A 16,412-nucleotide genomic window follows, 5' to 3' on the forward strand; every position below is an offset into this window, starting at 1 on the left:
CTATGCCTGAAACTATCATCGACGCCATCAATATGGCCCTGACGGAGGAGATGGAGCGCGACGAACGCGTCGTCGTCTTCGGCGAGGACGTCGCCGAGACCGGCGGGGTGTTCAGAGCGACCGAGGGACTGAAAGACAAATTCGGCGGGACCCGCGTGGTCGACACGCCGCTCTCGGAGATCGCCATCGCCGGCGGGGCCGTCGGACTCGCCGTGTTCGGTCTGCGGCCCGTGGCGGAGATCCAGTTCTCCGGGTTCCTGCCGCCGGCGTTCGACCAACTCGTCACCCACGCCAGTCGGATGCGCTGGCGCACTCGCGGCGAGTGGAGCGCCCCGCTCGTCGTTCGGACGCCGTACGGTGCGGGGATCCGGGCGCTCGAACACCACTCCGAGAGCTTGGAGGGTGCGTACGCGCACATCCCGGGCCTGAAGGTGGTCATCCCGAGCACGCCCTACGACACGAAGGGACTGCTCAAGGCGTCCATCCGCGACCCAGATCCGGTGCTGTTTATGGAGCCGAAACACGTCTACCGCTCGGTCCGCGAGGACGTCCCGGCCGACGATTACGAGGTCCCGATCGGCGAGGCCGCCGTCCGCCGAGAGGGCGAAGACGTCACCGTGATCTCTTGGGGTGCGATGATGCACAAGACCCTCGAGGCCGTCGAGAAGATCGACGTCGACGCCGAGGTGATCGACCTGCGGACGATCTCGCCGATGGACCGCGAGACGATCGTCGAGTCGGTGAAGAAGACCGGGCGGTGCGTCGTCGTCCACGAAGCGCCCAAATCCGGCGGGTGGGCCAGCGAGATCATCGCGACGATCAACGACGAGGTGTTGATGTACCTCGAAGCGCCGATCGAACGCGTCACCGGCTTCGACATCCCCGTGCCGCTGCTTTCGATGGAGGACTACTACATCCCTCACCCGCCGCGGATCGCCGAGGCGATCGAACGCGTCGCCGAGTAGGGCTGCAGGGACCACCATCGGCTCGACCGTCCTTCGCATTCGTTTCGCGTCTCAGTTCTCGGTTTCTTCTTCGCTCTGAGCAATGCGTGCTGTACGCTGCAAAACCTCAAAAAATTTTTAGAAAATATTTATAGTCATATAAATATAGAAACTAACAGACTGATACTGACCCAACACCTCTATATTACGGTCTAGCAGACCGATTTATAATACTACGGAAAGAAATGTCAAAAATATATTGCAGACATACATTTGTCAGTAACGCTGCTCACACAGTTCCTTCCCTCTGCGTGAAATTTTTGATATAACCAAATTAACGCGAGGTTCCCGTTCGGCGCACAGTGTGGTCTCAGCGAAACGTGTTCGACGATCTACTCCACTGTCCGACCGGTTCTACGGGTACTCTATCTGAACTAGTCGTGACGACATCCGATTTGGACGGTGTCATTACAAACGTATGCTTGTCATAGTACGCTCTGCAAGCGCCGAATTCTCTTTTGACACACTCAAATTCACAGATTCTCTCCAGTGTGAATCTCGATCTCGACGTCGTTCGCCGATCTGATGACCGATTCGATGAGCTCCTCTTCGAGACGGACGTCCCGCCAGTTGTTGGCCGGGCCGGAGATGCTTATCGCGCCGGCGACGTCGCCGTTGTCGTACAGGACGGGGGCACCGATTCCTTTGTTTCCGTGGACGACCTCCTCTTCGTTCACAGCGTACCGCTGTTCGCGGATGCGGTCGAGTTCCTCGTACAGTTTCTGTTTGCTCGTGACCGTGTGGGAGGTGTAAGCGGGCAGACCCACGTTCTCGACGATCTCGTCGACCGCATCGCGAGGCATATGCGCGAGAATAACCTTGCCCGCGGCCGTCGAATGCATGTGCGCCTGCGGTTGGTTCCGCTTCTCGATGTGAATCTGCTTTCCGACGGCGTCTTTCCCGAAGGTCTCGTGGAGCAAGAGGAGTTTCCCGTCGTACTCCGTGGCGAGATGGGCGACGGCGTCGTGTTCGTGCGCCAGTCTGTCGACCTCGTCTTTGCCGGCCCGATACAGCGGTGTCTGATACCGGACTCGCTCGCTGAAGGGGATGAACTCCATCCCGAGCGTGTACTCCGCGCCCTTCTGTTGGACGAAGCCTCTGCTTTTGAGCGTCGCTAGGTGCGTGTGTGCCGTTCCGGGGGAGAGCCCGACGTGGTCGGCGACGGCGGAAACGCTACACCCTCCTGTTTCGGCGATGTAATCGAGAATCTGGAGCGCCTTGTCGACCGACTTGATCCGGCGACCGGATTTCTCGGATGGCATGTGTACACGTGGCGGTTGGAGTGCAATAACAATTGTCATTATCAAAAACACTCGAACTCACCAACCTCTCCCGCAGGCCCCTCGGGAGGCACACCACCGCGAACCGCGTACCCAAAAATTATTAGTTATAATTCTCCGAAGTGGGAGTACACCTAATGTACGATTACATCATCGTCGGTGGCGGCAGCGCGGGCTGCGTCCTGGCGCACCGCCTGACCGAGGACGAGTCTGTCGACGTCCTCCTTCTCGAATCGGGCACGCCCGAGGAGGACCGAGACATGGTGAAAGACCCCTCGCGAATCTGGGACCTGCTCGGTTCGGACCTCGACTGGAGTTTCGAGACGGAACCGCAGTCGAATATGAACGAACGATCTATCGACTGGCCGCGCGGGAAGGCGCTCGGCGGATCGAGCGTCATCAACGGGATGGCGTACGTTCGCGGCCACCCCTACGACTACGACAACTGGGCCGATCAGGGCAACGACGGCTGGGCGTACGACGAGATGCGTCGGTATTTCAAAAAGTCGGAAACCCTGACCGCCGACGGGGACGAGGAGTATCACGGGACCGACGGGCCGTTGACCGTCTCCCGGGGGTCCGATCCCACCGACCTCGACGAACTGTTCGTCGACGCGGGCGAGGCGGCCGGTCTCGACCGGAATATGGATTTCAACGGAGCGCAACAGGAGGGAGTCGGGTACTACCACTCGACGATCGACGACGGCCACAGACACAGCGCGGCGGCGGCGTTCATCAAGCCGATCCTGGACCGACCGAACCTCACCGTCGAGACCGCGGCACACGTCACAAAGCTCTCGTTCTCCGGCGACACCGCCACCGGCGTCGTCTACAAACAGGGGTGGTCACGGCACGAGGCGTCCGTCGCCGACGGCGGCGAGGTGGTCGTCTCCGCGGGGGCGATCCAGACGCCGCAACTGCTGATGCTCTCGGGAATTGGCCCGGCCGACCACCTCGAAGACCACGGCATCGACGTCGAAGTGGACCTCCCGGGCGTCGGTCGGAACCTGCAGGATCACCTCCGCGTCCCCGTCGCCTTCGAGACCACGGAGCCCGTTCCTCAACCCGCGGGCGCGTCCGAGAAGGGGACCCGATACGACCGCGTGAGCGTCGGCGCGTTCGCCCGCTCGGATCCGGAGCTGCCCGCACCGGACGTCCAGTTCGGGATCGCTCCCGGCCTCTCGCCGGATCACACCGAGAGCGGGTACTCCGTGATGGCGCTGCCGCTTCGCCCGACGAGTCGCGGGAGCGTGCGACTGCGGTCCGACGACCCGTGGGACCACCCGGGGATCGACCCCGCGTACCTCTCGACGGAGAAAGACGTCGACGACTTCGTCACGGCGATCCGATTGGCGCGCGAGATCGGCCGCTCGGACGCCCTCTCGGGGCTCCGCGACGTCGAAGTCGCTCCCGGCCCGGACGTCGAGTCGGACGAGGAGATCGCCGAGTACGCACGTAACAACGCTGTCAGCGGTTACCATCCCGTCTGCACCGCGAAGATGGGCACCGACGACCTCGCCGTCGTCGACGACGACCTGCGAGTCCACGGCCGCAACAACCTGCGCGTGATCGACGCGTCGGTGATGCCGAAGATCACCAGCGGGAACACGAACGCGCCGACGATCGCCATCGCGGAGAAGGGTGCAGACCTGTTGAAAGCGGCGCAGTAGGAGAGCAACGCGACTGCGGAACGCGACTACTCGTCGTGCTTCAGGAGCTTCGTCTTGTACTCGCCGGCGGGGAGGTCCTCGACGTCCGTGACCGTCGGATCCACCCGGGCCTTCAACTGCTCTCGAACCTCCGTGATGACTTCCTCGGCGGCGTCCGCAGCCGCGCGCTCCGCGTCCGGGTCTAACGCGATTTCTATCGGGATCGGTTCCTCGAAGTTGACTTTGTCCGCTTCGGGGAGGACGACCCGAAGCCGCGGGGCGACGCCCTCGACGTCCGAGATCACGTCGCGGATCGCCGAGGGGAAGACGTTCATTCCCTTGTAGATGAGCATGTCGTCCGCGCGGCCCTTGACCTGGATCTTCGGCGCGGTCCGGCCACAGGCGCAGTCGGTTCCCGTGACTTCCACGTAGTCTCCGGAGCGGAACCGAAGCAGCGGCGTCGCCTCGCGTCGGAGGTGCGTGTAGACGAGTTCGCCCTCCGCACCCTCCTCGAAGGGCTTCACCTCGCCGCTCTCGGGATCGATCAGTTCGACGTGGACGAACCCCTGCGCGTGGAAGTGCATTCCTCCCTCCGCTTCGCACTCGGCCCACATACTGCCGAGTACGTCCCCCAACCCCATCGCCTCGCGGACGAGCGAGACGTCCCAGACGTCGTAGAACTCGGCTCTGATCTCGGGGTTGGCGATGCCGGGGGCCGCGCCGCCGATCACCTTCTCGAACCCGAAGTCCTCGGGCGCGACGCCGACGACCTCCTCGGCGTTCTCAGAGAGGTACCGGATGTGGGAGGTCGTCGTCCAGAGGATGTCCGGTTGGACGTCCAGCGCGACCGAGAGGAGTCGTTCGGTGCTCTCGCCGCCGGCTGGAACCACGTTCGCGCCGAGTTTGGTCAGCGTCTCGAAGTACGGCGTCCCGCCGGTGATCATCGTCTGTCCGGCTCCGAAGAGGACGGTGTCTTCCGGCCTGACGCCGACGGTGTAGAACGACCGCTTCTGCACCGTGTTCCAGTTCCGTCGGTCCTGCGCGGTCAGCCCGAAGTACGTCGGCTTCCCGGTCGTCCCCGACGAGGAAATCGTGCGGTTGAGCGCGGACTTCGGCGCGGCCTGATGCTCCCCGAGCGGTCGAGCGGGAACGGTGTCGCGCTGTGAATCGCGCTCGTCCTGTTTGGTCGTGAACGGGACTTCCCGAAGCGCTTCCAGCGAGTCGACGTCGTCGGGATCGACGCCCCACTCTCGGAACCGTCGCCGGTAGAAGTCGGAGTTCTCCCGCAGATAGTCGATCTGTCTCGGCAGCAGCCGCTCGTGTTCCGCGAGGACCTGGTCCCACGACTGGGTCTCGATCTGATCGTACACATCCGCCATACTGCGACGGTTGCGTGACACCCATTTTAACGTACCGGTGGCATCGCCGAAAATTTAGGTTCAGTACCGACTGAAGGTTAGTCCGCCCGAAGCCCGACCACTCACCCGGCGAACGCGTCTGAACCGCCGCCGCTCTCGGCGTGGATCCGACTCGCGCGATTACGTCTAGCGCTCGGCGACGTGCCGTTTCGCGGCCTCGATCGCGGTCACCCCGTCACCGACTGCGGCGGCGATTTCGAGGGGGCTTCCCTGCCTGACGTCGCCGGCGGCGAAGACGCCCGCGACGTCCGTCTCCATCCGGTGGTCCACGGCGACGTGTCCCTCGTCGTCGAGTGCGACCGTGTCGTCCAGAAACGACGAGTTCGGACGCGATCCGACGTTCACGTTGACGCCCCCGAGTTCGATCGTCTCCTCGCCGCCGCCGCGCTCGACGCGGACGCCCGTCACGAGTCCGTCGGCTCCGAGAACTTCCGCCACGGTCGCCCCGTTCAGAATCTCCACGTCGTCGTGTTCGCGCGCCTCCTCGACGAGCGTCTCGTCGGCCGCCAGTTCGGATTCCCCGTCGATCAGGAGCACTTCGCTCGCGTACTCGGTGAGGAACACCGCGTCGATGACCGCGTGGTTGCCCCCCCCGACGACCGCGATTCGCTCCTCGCGGTAGAGCGGCCCGTCGCACGTGGCACAGTAGAAGACCCCGCGGCCCGCGTACTCCTCCTCGCCGGGAACGCCGAGGTGCCCGTCGCTGCTTCCCGTCGCGACGATGACGGCGGTCGCCTCGTACGCGCCGCTCTCGGTCAGTACCGCGTGAGGGTCGCCCGGTTCGATCCGCTGGACCCGCTCCAGGTTGACGTCCGGATCGTACTTCTCGGCCTCCTCGACCATCTTCGAGCGGAGTTCCGTTCCGGAGACGCCGTCTGGAAAGCCCGGATACGAGCGGATCTCGTGTCTGTTCACGAGTTCCCCGCCGATGGACTCGTCCTCGAAAAACAGGGTGTCGAGCCCGCTTCGACCGGCGTACGCCCCGGCCGCCAGTCCCGCCGGGCCGGTCCCGATGATAATCACGTCGTGCGCCATACTTGCGTCAGCAACTCCCACAGCGCGGGCAAAAAGGTTTCCACCACGACCGTCCTCGGTCCTGAACACGATCGCTCTCGGTTCCGGACTCGTCCGTCACCGATCCCTGACTGTCGGCGGCGTTCGCTGTCGACCCCAGCCCCCCTGGTTCACCTCAACGCTTTTATATCGTTTGTCCGAACTACGCTCCGTGAAAGCTGCTAGACTCTACGGTACCGAAGACGTTCGCATCGACGAGGTCGACGCGCCGAAGCCCGGGCCGGGCGAGGTGCTCGTGGACGTGGCCGCCTGCGGCATCTGCGGCTCGGACCTCCACTTCTACGAGGACGCCGACGACTACTTCGACGCCGAGGACCTCCCGCTCACGCTCGGCCACGAGATCGGTGGCACCGTCGCCGAGACCGGCGATGGCGTCGACATCGACGTCGGCACCGACGTCGTCCTCGGGCCGCACACGCCCTGTGGCGAGTGCTGGTGCTGCGAGCGCGGGAAGTACAACCTCTGTCGCAACCTGAACGCGACCTCGGCGCGCCCCGGCGGCTACGCCGAGCAGGTCGTCGAGAGCGCCGACAACGCGATTCCGTTACCCGAGGGAGTCTCTCCCGCCGACGCCGCCATCGCACAGCCGGTCTCCGTCGGGCTCCACGCGGTCCGACAGTCACCGGTCGGGATCGGGGACAGCGTCGCGATCGTCGGCTCGGGTCCGATCGGCCTCGGGGCGCTCCGCTCGGCGAAGTCGGCCGGAGCGGCTCCGATCATCGTCTCGGAACCCCAGACCGCGCGCCGGGAGGTCGCGGCCGACTTCGGGGCCGACGTCCTGATCGACCCGACCGAGGAGGACCCCGTCGAGCGGATCCACGAAGAGACGGGAACCGGAGCCGACGTCGCCTTCGAGGCGGTCGGTCACGGGGCCACGCTGACGCAGGCTGTCGAGTCGACGAAGGCCGACGGACACACGACGGTCATCGGCGTCTTCGGCGATACGGTCGAGTTCGATCCCCAACTGCTCGTCAGCGCTCAGCGGACCGTCAGCGGGTCGACGTCGCACCTCGTCGGCCCGCGGCTCGAAGAGGAGTACGGCGTCGTGATTCGACAGTTGGCCTCCGGCGGCCTCGACGCCGAAACGTACGTCACGTCTCGGATCGCCCTCGACGACGTCGTCACAGACGGCTTCGACGCCCTCCAAGACCCCGAGCGTGCAGAGCGGAAGATCCTGGTCTGCCCGTAGCGAGGCGTTTGTCCTCCCCGTACGGTACGCCCGCTCCGCGTCGCTACCGACGATCGCGCCGCTGTCTGACTCTCAGTAATTCCCGATCGCGACAAAAGGAGATCGACGTGCCAGAGCGCTCAGTCGTAGAATCCCTCGGTGGGGACCCAGTTCTCCTCTATCGAGTACTCCTCCAGTAGCGACTCCCAGTTGTCGGGGAACTCGATCTTCTTGGTCACTGGGCCGCCGATCGAACTGCCGAAGATGGCGTTGACCCGGCCGGGACCGCCGATCGTCGTCACCTTCACCGCGTCGGTGTCGGCGTACTGCTGGACCTGCCGCGGCGGGACCTTCTCCTCGTCACCGAACGTTCGGGTGTACTCGTTGGTCTTGTAGTAGGAGTTCTCGACGATGTACTCCTTGATCTCCTGCTTGCTCAGGTTCTCCTTTTCGAGTTCTTCGGCGTTGTACGGGTTGATCGCGTGCGTGATCGTCACGTTGAGATCCTCGCCGGAACTGGCCCGCATAGACGAAGGCGTGTTCTCGATCATCCCGCGGAGGACGTGCTCGCCGGTGTTCTCGCTGGGAAGCCACTGGACCCAACTGTTCGGTCCGGCCAGCGAGATCGTGCTGTCGTCCTCGTCGTAGCCGTGTGTGACGTGGTACGGCTCCCACGGGCTCGCCTCCTCGTTCTCGCCGGCGAGCATCGAGAACTTCGCGGGGTTGCCCATCACGCCCATATCCTTCTCGCCGGGGTAGATCTTCGCGGTGTTCCGGTAGGCCATCCCGAGCGCCCGCGCGATCGTCTGGTTCGCGTGGAAGCTCGGGCCGAACGCGCCGGATCCGGTCTCGATGCCGAGCATCTCCCTGACGGGCCCGTTCACGATCCACTGGTAGGCCCACGATCCGGTGCTCACGGAGAACTGAATCGAGTTCGAGTCCGGGTCCGCCAGCGCTCGAACGCCGGCCTCCAGAACCGGCATGTACGTCGGGAGACAGCCCGCCATCACCGCGTTGGCGGCGAGGCGCTCGACGGTGAGGGCGTTCTCGTTGTTCCCGAGGCGGCCGACGACGTGATCCGGCGACTTGTCGGTCCCCAAGAGCATCTCCTCGACTCGCTCTTCGGTCGGCGGGATGACCGGCAGCCCGTCGGTCATTCCCTCTCGATACAGCGACTTGTTGATCTCGGCTAACGACTGCTCGTCTTGGGATTGTTCGGGCATAAAGTTCGTCCGTGCTCCGGTGTGTTACTGCGCCACCGGCTCTGCGCGTTCCTTGTCGTTCAGCGGTCGGGTCAACTCGTCTTCGATGCCGTCCATCACGTCCTCGGAGACCTCTTCTCGGACCCGTTCGAGGTCCGTCGTCTCACAGCGGACGGGCGTCTTCTTGTACCGGAGCGGCCGGCCGCGTTCGATCGCGTTCGACTGGTAGTCGAGCTCGAACCCCTCGTCGATGAGACCGACGCCCGGCGTTCCGGCGTCCTCGATCAGCTCGACGCCCCACGCGAGGAATTTCGTGCAGGACCCGCAGTCGCCGATCGCGCCGATCGCGGTGTCGACACCCTCGGCCCACTCGACGACGGCGTCCTGCTCGTCGTCGTTTTTGATCTGGTTCAGGTGCTCGACGTGGTACCAGCTGAACGTCGCGTCGGGGTACCGCGCTTCGAGCTTCTCCTGTACGGCGGTGAGAAGCGGCTCCGCAGCCGGCTTTCCGTTGTCGTACAGACCTATCGTCTTTCCGGCCAGCGTGTCGACCCGGGGCACCAGCGGTCTCTGTTCCACGTCGTCGGTGTCCGAGCCGGGGGTAACGAGTCCCATACGCACACGTACTGAATGATAGAACATATAACTTTTCCCAGCCCCGTCGAACGGGATCCGAAAGCAACGATCGGCCGCTCACTCGCTCGCTCGACGCCGGCTCGCGGGCGACGAGTACTCTCTGGCTGCCCACTTTTCGGCTGATCGCCCGACCCACAAACAGAGTTATGTGAGTGAAATCCGAATCGGAAGCAGAGCGTCCAGTTGGCAACCCACGACTGGTCCACTGGTGGAATTCAATGTCACTCACAACGCAACAACAGTACGAGTTGTTCATCGACGGCGAGAGCGTAGCGCCAGCGAACGGGGAGTATCGAACCACGGAGGACCCCGCTACCGAGGAACCGATCGCGCGGTACGCGGCCGCGACGGCGGCCGACGTCGATCGCGCGGTCGAGGCTGCCCAGCGTGCCCAGGCCGAGTGGGAGACGAAACGGCCCAGCGAACGCGGTGCGGTGCTTCGCGACGTCGCCGACGCGGTCCGAGAGAACGCAGATGAACTCGCTGAGATCGAGACGAGAGACCAAGGAAAGCCCATCTCGTACTCGGAGCGGTTGAGTCAGGCCGCCGCGGGGACGTTCGACTTCTACGCGGGTGCCGCGGACAAAGTCCAAGGGGACAGCATACCGATCGGGGAGGACGGCGTCGACTTCACGATGGAGGAACCCTACGGAGTGAGCGCGCAGATCATCCCGTGGAACACGCCGCTCAACCTCACGGCACAGGGAATCGCCCCAGCTCTCGCTGCGGGCAACGCGGTCGTGATCAAGCCCGCACCGACGACCCCACTTCCCCCGCTGCACCTCGCGGAAGTCTGTAAGGAGGCGGGCGTTCCGGACGGTCTCATCAACGTCGTTACCGGCGCGACAGAACCCGGCGCCGCGCTCTCCGGACACGAGGGCGTCGACACGATCTCCTTCACCGGGAGCGTTCCCACGGGACAGGCCGTGATGGAGTCCGCGGCGAAGAACATCACTCCCGTCACGCTCGAACTCGGCGGCAAGAACCCCGCGGTCGTGATGCCGGACGCCGACCTCACGGAGGCGGTCGAAGCGATCCAGACCGGAATCTTCAGCAACACCGGACAGATCTGTGCGGCCGCCGATCGAGCGATCGTTCACGAGGACGTCTACGACGAGTTCGTCGAGATGATCGTCGAGCGCGCAGAGGGATACAGCCTCGGCGCGGGAGTGGACGATCCGGATATGGGACCGCTCAATCACGAAGCGCACTTCGAGGAGGTGATGGAGTACATCCGGACCGGGATCGACGAGGGGGCGACGCTCGAAACCGGCGGCGAGGCGCTCGACCGGGACGGCTACTTCGTCGAGCCCACCGTCTTCTCGGACGTCGAGAACGGTATGACGATCGCCCAAGAGGAGATCTTCGGTCCGGTGCTCTGTGTCATTCCGTTTTCGGATCAAGCGGAAGCCGTCGAGATCGCCAACGACATCGAACTCGGCCTCACGAGCGGCGTGTTCTCACAAGACATCGATACGGCACTCCAACTCTCGCGCGACATCGAGGCCGGAACCGTCTACGTGAATCAGTGGTTCGGTGGATCGACGGCGACGCCGTTCGGCGGCTACAAAAAGAGCGGAATCGGTCGTGAGATGGGAATGTACGCCTTCGAGTCACACCTCCAGACGAAGAACGTCTGTATCGACCTCTCCTGACGAACCCCCTAGAACTAGCCCCTCTCGGGTTCACTTTTGGAGAACAACTTATTTGCCACTCCGGTTTGAGTGGACGCTATGGCCATACTCGCTGCCATCGACGAAACCGAGCAGTCGAAAGAGGTGCTCAAGATCGGGTACGACCTCGCCGAGCGGTACGACGAGACCCTGATCGCGCTGCACGTCATTCCGAAGGAGCAACACGAGGAGTACGAGGCGTCGATCCGCGACATCGCCGAGTTCTCCGATTACTCGTTCACGCAGGAGGAAGCGAGCGCAGAGCGGTTCGTGCGGCACTTCGTCTCCGAGACGCTCGGCGACCCCGACCTCGACGACGTCGAACCGAGCGGTGCGGTCGGCAACGTCGCGAACGAGATCATCAACAAGGCCGACGCCGTCGAGCCGCGGTTTCTGGTCATCGGCGGTCGCCGCCGGTCGCCGACCGGGAAGGCCGTCTTCGGCGACACCGCGCAAAAGGTCCTGCTGAACGCGGACTGCCCGGTCGTCACGAAGATGGCCGACTGAGTCGTCCCGCTGTTCGTCTCTACTCGTCGCGCGTTCGATCGGTTAGCTGTCGTCGTTTCCGGTCTCGTAGTCCAGATCGAGGTCGTCGGCCGAGGGGTTGAGGTGGCCGCCGCCGTCGACCTCCAGGATCGTCCCGTCGACGAACTCCGAGAGGTCGGAGGCGAGGTACAGGACGCCGTTGGCGACGTCTTCGGCCTCGACGAAGCGTCCCATCGGCCCGCGCGGACTGCCGCCGGGACAGAGCGCGTTCACTCGGATGTCCGGTCCGAGGTCGCGGGCGGCGTGTTTGGTCAGCCCGATGAGTCCCCACTTCGAGGCCGTGTAACTCGGATTGCCGTTGACGGTCACGTTGCGACCGGCCATCGAGGAGATGTTCACGATGCGGCCGTTTCCATGCTCTAGCATCCCGGGCATTACGGCCTTCGAGCAGTTGTAGGGGCCGGTGAGGTTGAGATCCAGGCCGAACTGCCAGGCGTCATCGTCGATCTCCTGGAAGGTCTCGCCGCCGCTGCCGCCGGCGTTGTTGACGAGGATCTCCACGGACCCGAACCGCTCCTCCGCGGCCTCGACCAACGCCTCCGCGGAGTCGCGGTCGGTCACGTCGCACTCGACGAACGTCGTCTCGGCACCGTCATCGGCGATGTCGTCGGCGACGTCGCGGCCCTTCTCGACTTGGACGTCCGCGAGGACGACGTTCGCGCCGGCCTCGCCGAGCCGTGCCGCGATTTCTGCGCCGAACCCCTGTGCTGCGCCGGTAACGATCGCTGTCTCTCCGGAGAGGTCGATCATACCCGCAGATTACGGGGTGTGCTAATAAATCCCGGGGGCGCAGTCGGCCGGTTGTCGCTCCGCCCTCTCAGTACGTCGAGCCGTCGAACCACTGCCGATCGAACGCGTACTCTTCGACGAGTTCGTCCCAGCCGTCGGGGAACACGATCGGCTTCGTGACGGGCCCGCCGATCGACGGACCGACGATGGCGTTGACGCGACCCGGGCCGCCGATCGTCGCGACTTTCACGTACTCCGGCCCGTCGATCTGTGGCACCTGTCGCCGACGGACCGTTCCCTCGTGTCTGCGCAGCGGACCGTCCCAGAGCGTGCCCTTCTGGTAGTCCTCCGCTCGGAGGTAGGAGTTCTCACAGAGGTAGTTCTTGATGTCCCGCTTGGACATCTCGGCGGCGGCCAACTCCTCGGCGTTGTACCGGTTGACGAGGTGAAAGATCGTCTGATCGATGTCGCCGCCCTGCTGTCGTCCGCCCACCATCGACGGCGGGGTGTTCCTGACCATCCCCTCGAGGATCTCCTCGGCGGTGTTGTCGTGGGGGAACCACTGGATGAAGCTGTTCGGCCCCGCGAGCGTGATCGTGCTCTCGTCGGCGTCGTGGCCGTGGGTGACGTGATAGGGCTCCCACGGGCTCTGTTCCTCGTTCTCGCCCGCGAGCAGGCTGAACTTGAAGGGGTTGCCCATCACGCCCATGTCCTTCTCGCCCGGACGGAGCGCGGCCGTGTTCTTGTAGGCGAGCCCCAGCGCCCGACCGATCGTCCGGTTGGCGTGGAAGTTCGGGCCGAACGCGCCCGATCCGCTCTCGATGTCGAGTCTCTCTCGGACCGGACCGTTCACGATCCACTGGTAGGCCCACGAGCCGGTGCTCACCGACACCTGTATGGAGTTCGACCGGGGATCCGCTAGCGCGCGAACGCCGGCTTCGAGGACCGGCATATACGGCGGCGCACACCCAGCCATCACCGCGTTTGAGGCCAGCATCTCGACGGTGATCGGGGTGTCTTTGTTCCCCAGCCGCCCGAGCACGTGCCCGCGGTCGTGGGCCGTCCCGCGGAGCATCTCCTCGACCTTCTCGTCGGTCGGCGGCACGATCGGGAGCCCGTCGGTCATCCCCTGTTCGTAGAGCGATCGCGACACCGAACTCGGCGTGTCGTCCTGTTGATTAGCCATCGTGAATGGGTGAGTGGTACTCAAAGCGCGGTACCTTGATTGTTTCGCGTCAACACACCGACGACGGGGTCTCGGTGGCCTCGACCCTCCTTCACGGCTCGACGAGCACCTTCACTTCGCCGCTGTCGCTGTCGGCCAGCGGCTCGAACCCGTCCTCGACGATGTTGTCCAGCGGAATCCGCGACGTCACGAGCGGACCGGCGTCGACCTCTCCGCTCGCCAGCATCTCGTACACCGCGCCGAACTCCCGGTCGGCCCGGGGCCCCGTCTCGTAGGCGGCAGACCCGTTGATCGTGCGCTCGTGGTTGACGAAGTCCATCGGGTCGACCTCGACGGGGCCTTTGAACACGCCGAGAACCGTCGTGTGTCCGCTGGCTTTCGTGGCCGTGATCGCGTCGTTGAGCGCGGACCCGTTCCCCGCGACCTCGAACGAGACGTCGGCCCCGCCGTCCGTCTCCTCGGCGACCCGGGCGGCGAGGTCCGTCTCCCGCGGATCGACGACCACGTCGGCCCCGCACACGGCTGCGAGCCGTCGTCGGGACTCGCGGTGCCCGGAGGCGATCACCGGACTCGCACCCGCGGCCGTCGCGAGCTGGACCATCCCGAGACCGATCGGTCCCAGCCCGACGACGACGGCGGAGTGGCCCGGACGCAGCGGCGATTCGAGCAGCCCGTGGTAGGCGACCGTCAGCGGCTCGGCGACCGCGGCGTCGGTCGGCGAGAGCCCCTCGGGCAGTTCGATCACGTTTCCGACGGGCGCGACGACCTGCTCGGCGTACCCGCCCTGCCGGTGCGCGCCGATGACTTCGAGGTTCCGACAGAGGTTGTACTTCCCGGCGTCGCAGCACCAGCAGCTCTCGCAGGCCACGAGCGGGTTGACCCCGACCTCGGTACCGACCTCGACGTCGACGCCATCCCCGACGGCCGCGACCGTCCCGCCGAGCTCGTGGCCCATCGTGTACGGCAGGTACCCGTCGTCGTCGCGGCGCGGCCCGTGGAGGTACTCGCCGAGGTCGGACCCGCAGATTCCGCAGGCGTCGACGTCGATCAGCACCTCCCCGGCCTTCGGCTCCGGCGGCTCGACCTCGTCGATACGAACGTCTCTGTTCCCGTGGTAGCGCGCTGCCTTCATCTCGATTCCCCTTTTCGACCATCGAACATAAATGGTGGTCCGTCTGGTTCTCGCTCCCCGGTCGGCGTGGCTCTCGACCCGGCCGCGCACGTGACCGCTACCGAATGATATTTGACACTCTAATTAGCACATCAACGTTGATGTACGACTACGTGATCGTCGGTGGTGGGAGCGCGGGCTGTGTGCTCTCGCATCGACTGACGGAGGTCGACGACGTCGAAGTCCTGTTGCTGGAGGCCGGCGCGCCCGCCAGCGACCGCGACGCGGTGAGAGACCCCTCGCGGGTCTGGGAACTGATGGAGTCGGACCTCGACTGGGCGTTCAAGACCGAACCGCAACCGACGATGAACGGGCGACGGGTCGACTGGCCGCGCGGGAAGGCCCTCGGCGGGTCGACGATGATCAACGGGATGGCCTACGTTCGCGGCCACCCCTACGACTACGACACCTGGGCCGAACTCGGCAACGAGGGCTGGAGCTACGACGATCTGCTCCCGTACTTCAAGAAGTCCGAGAACTTCCAAGCGGACGGGGACTTGGAGTACCACGGAACCGACGGCCCCCTCACGGTTTCGCGCGGCGACAACGCCGAAGACCTCACGCCGAGTGAGTTCCAAGAGAAACTGGTCGCGGCGGCCCGAGAAGCCGGAATGGAGAAGAACCTCGACTTCAACGGCGAGCAGCAGGCCGGGATCGGCTGGTACCACTCCACGATCGAGGACGGGGAGCGTCACAGCGCCGCGAAAGCGTTCATCGAACCGATCCTCGACAGGCCGAACCTGACCGTCGAGACGGAGGCGCACGTCACGCGGCTCACCTTCGACGGCGACCGGGCGACCGGCGTGGTCTACGAGCAGCGCGGTCAGGAACACGAGGTCGAGGTCGCTCCCGACGGCGAGGTCGTCGTCTCGGCGGGGGCGATTCAGTCGCCGCAACTGCTGATGCTCTCGGGACTCGGCCCGGCGGGCCACCTCGAAGATCACGGAATCGACGTCAAGGTCGACCTCCCCGGCGTCGGCCGCAACCTCCAAGACCACCTCCGTGTCGACGTCGCCTACGAGACCGAGGGGACGATCACGCCCCGCGACCCCGACGACCTGCCGGAGAAGGGTGCCCGCTACGATCGCGTCCTGACGGGCGCGTTCGAGCGCTCCTCGCCCGACCTCCCCGCGCCGGACCTCCAGTACGGGCTGTCGGCCGGGCTCGACCCCGAACACCCCACCGAGGGGTACTCGATCGCGGCGCTCCCGCTCCGCCCGTCCAGTCGCGGCCGAATCACGCTCGCCTCGACGGATCCCTACGCGGATCCGATCATCGACCCGAAGCTCCTCTCGACGGAGAAGGACGTCGACGACATCGTCACCGCCGTCCGCCGCGCTCGCGAGATCGCGACGGCCGACCCCCTCGACGACGTCCGGAGCGAGGAGGCACGCCCCGGACCCGACGTCCAGTCCGACGAGGAGATCGCCGACTACTGTCGGGATACCGCCGAATCGGGCTATCACCCCGTGGGGACGTGCAAGATGGGCGACGACGAGATGGCTGTGGTCGACGACGATCTCCGCGTCCACGGCGTCGAGGGGCTTCGCGTCGTCGACGCGTCGATTATGCCGAACCTCGTCAGCGGAAACACGAACGCGCCGACGATCGCCATCGCCGAGAAGGGAGCCGATCTGCTCAAAGCGGCCCTGTAGGGCTCTCTGTCGCCACTCTCC

Annotated in this window: 14 protein-coding genes; 6 read left to right on the forward strand and 8 right to left on the reverse strand. The window is 65.0% G+C overall.

Annotated elements, in window-relative coordinates; translation table 11 throughout:
• Nucleotides 1–2: 2 nt before the first annotated feature.
• A complete protein-coding gene (locus ACP99_RS08125) occupies nucleotides 3–965 on the forward strand; it encodes an alpha-ketoacid dehydrogenase subunit beta (RefSeq protein ID WP_049986109.1) in 963 nt (320 codons plus the stop codon).
• A gap of 512 nt (nucleotides 966–1,477) precedes the next feature.
• On the opposite strand, the gene ACP99_RS08130 is transcribed toward ACP99_RS08125, so the two are convergent.
• On the reverse strand, nucleotides 1,478–2,266 hold the full coding sequence (locus ACP99_RS08130) for an IclR family transcriptional regulator (protein ID WP_049986110.1): 789 nt from the start codon (nucleotides 2,264–2,266) through the stop codon (nucleotides 1,478–1,480).
• A gap of 155 nt (nucleotides 2,267–2,421) precedes the next feature.
• Here ACP99_RS08130 and ACP99_RS08135 point away from each other — a divergent pair, with 155 nt between their 5' ends.
• Nucleotides 2,422–3,954 (forward strand): GMC family oxidoreductase, encoded by a 1,533-nt coding sequence (locus ACP99_RS08135; RefSeq protein ID WP_197052386.1) that lies wholly within the window; start codon nucleotides 2,422–2,424, stop codon nucleotides 3,952–3,954.
• A gap of 26 nt (nucleotides 3,955–3,980) precedes the next feature.
• Here the strand turns inward: ACP99_RS08135 and ACP99_RS08140 are convergent, their stop codons facing one another.
• On the reverse strand, nucleotides 3,981–5,312 hold the full coding sequence (locus ACP99_RS08140; protein ID WP_049986111.1) for a phenylacetate--CoA ligase family protein: 1,332 nt from the start codon (nucleotides 5,310–5,312) through the stop codon (nucleotides 3,981–3,983).
• Nucleotides 5,313–5,477: 165 nt separating this feature from the next.
• Nucleotides 5,478–6,386, reverse strand: a complete 909-nt coding sequence (locus ACP99_RS08145) for an NAD(P)/FAD-dependent oxidoreductase (protein WP_049986112.1) — start codon at nucleotides 6,384–6,386, stop codon at nucleotides 5,478–5,480.
• A gap of 190 nt (nucleotides 6,387–6,576) precedes the next feature.
• Between ACP99_RS08145 and ACP99_RS08150 the strand changes: the two genes are divergently transcribed.
• A complete protein-coding gene (locus ACP99_RS08150; RefSeq protein ID WP_049986113.1) occupies nucleotides 6,577–7,614 on the forward strand; it encodes a zinc-dependent alcohol dehydrogenase in 1,038 nt (345 codons plus the stop codon).
• A 119-nt stretch (nucleotides 7,615–7,733) separates the two neighbouring features.
• Here ACP99_RS08150 and ACP99_RS08155 read toward each other — a convergent pair whose 3' ends face one another.
• Complete coding sequence (locus tag ACP99_RS08155) at nucleotides 7,734–8,816, reverse strand: hypothetical protein (RefSeq protein ID WP_049986114.1); 1,083 nt, start codon at nucleotides 8,814–8,816, stop codon at nucleotides 7,734–7,736.
• A 24-nt stretch (nucleotides 8,817–8,840) separates the two neighbouring features.
• Nucleotides 8,841–9,410: a UGSC family (seleno)protein gene (locus ACP99_RS08160; RefSeq protein ID WP_049986115.1), complete on the reverse strand. Its 570-nt coding sequence runs from the start codon at nucleotides 9,408–9,410 to the stop codon at nucleotides 8,841–8,843.
• Nucleotides 9,411–9,649: 239 nt separating this feature from the next.
• On the opposite strand from ACP99_RS08160, the gene ACP99_RS08165 reads away from it, so the two are divergent.
• Nucleotides 9,650–11,086, forward strand: a complete 1,437-nt coding sequence (locus tag ACP99_RS08165; protein WP_049986116.1) for an aldehyde dehydrogenase family protein — start codon at nucleotides 9,650–9,652, stop codon at nucleotides 11,084–11,086.
• Nucleotides 11,087–11,164: 78 nt separating this feature from the next.
• The gene (locus tag ACP99_RS08170; protein ID WP_049986117.1) at nucleotides 11,165–11,611 is read left to right on the forward strand and encodes a universal stress protein; all 447 of its coding nucleotides are present in this window, start codon (nucleotides 11,165–11,167) and stop codon (nucleotides 11,609–11,611) included.
• A gap of 42 nt (nucleotides 11,612–11,653) precedes the next feature.
• On the opposite strand, the gene ACP99_RS08175 is transcribed toward ACP99_RS08170, so the two are convergent.
• From ACP99_RS08175 to ACP99_RS08185, 3 genes are all read right to left on the reverse strand, one after another.
• Nucleotides 11,654–12,400: an SDR family NAD(P)-dependent oxidoreductase gene (locus tag ACP99_RS08175; RefSeq protein WP_049986118.1), complete on the reverse strand. Its 747-nt coding sequence runs from the start codon at nucleotides 12,398–12,400 to the stop codon at nucleotides 11,654–11,656.
• A gap of 67 nt (nucleotides 12,401–12,467) precedes the next feature.
• Nucleotides 12,468–13,565 (reverse strand): hypothetical protein, encoded by a 1,098-nt coding sequence (locus tag ACP99_RS08180; protein ID WP_049986119.1) that lies wholly within the window; start codon nucleotides 13,563–13,565, stop codon nucleotides 12,468–12,470.
• Nucleotides 13,566–13,656: 91 nt separating this feature from the next.
• On the reverse strand, nucleotides 13,657–14,697 hold the full coding sequence (locus ACP99_RS08185) for a zinc-binding dehydrogenase (RefSeq protein ID WP_049986120.1): 1,041 nt from the start codon (nucleotides 14,695–14,697) through the stop codon (nucleotides 13,657–13,659).
• A gap of 140 nt (nucleotides 14,698–14,837) precedes the next feature.
• Between ACP99_RS08185 and ACP99_RS08190 the strand changes: the two genes are divergently transcribed.
• Nucleotides 14,838–16,391, forward strand: coding sequence for a GMC family oxidoreductase (locus ACP99_RS08190; RefSeq protein WP_197052387.1), 1,554 nt, complete (start codon nucleotides 14,838–14,840; stop codon nucleotides 16,389–16,391).
• The last annotated feature ends 21 nt before the right edge of the window (nucleotides 16,392–16,412 follow it).

Source organism: Halobellus rufus (assembly GCF_000739575.1).
Classification (GTDB): domain Archaea; phylum Halobacteriota; class Halobacteria; order Halobacteriales; family Haloferacaceae; genus Haloquadratum; species Haloquadratum rufum.